The organism is Christiangramia aestuarii, assembly GCF_009735585.1.
In the GTDB taxonomy this organism is placed as follows: domain Bacteria; phylum Bacteroidota; class Bacteroidia; order Flavobacteriales; family Flavobacteriaceae; genus Christiangramia; species Christiangramia aestuarii.
Genome location: NZ_VJVW01000114.1, coordinates 1 through 418 on the forward strand (window position 1 = coordinate 1; position 418 = coordinate 418).

The following is a 418-nucleotide window of genomic DNA, read 5'->3' on the forward strand; positions in this document are numbered from 1 at the left end:
ATCCAGTTGCCGCGCGCCACCGCGTCGGGCAGCGGCAGGCCTTCCAGCAGCGCGCTGACAACCCCGACCGCCAAGCCGTCGCCGGCGCCCACGGTGTCCACCACGGTCGCCACCGGCACGCCGGGGACCAGCCCTTCGCCGTGGGCATCGCGATAGTAGGCGCCGCTCGGGCCGAGCTTGATCGCCACCGCGTCGACGCCCATGTCCAGGTAGAACGCGGCGATATCCGCGGGTTCCTGCCAGCCGCTGAGCAGGCGGCCTTCCTCCAGGCCCGGCAGGACCCAGTGGGCGTGCGCGGCGAGGGCGTTGATCTCGGCGATCATGCGGCGCTCGCTGGGCCACAGCGAGGGCCGCAGGTTGGGGTCGAAGGACAGGCTGGCGCCCTTGCCGCGCATGCGCCGCATCAGTTCGTGGGACA

1 protein-coding gene is annotated in these 418 nt (G+C 72.7%); it reads right to left on the minus strand.

Annotation, left to right across the window (positions count from 1 at the left end):
• A partial coding sequence (locus FLP08_RS17150) for a PfkB family carbohydrate kinase (RefSeq protein ID WP_238388518.1) occupies positions 1 to 418 on the minus strand: 418 nt, incomplete at both ends.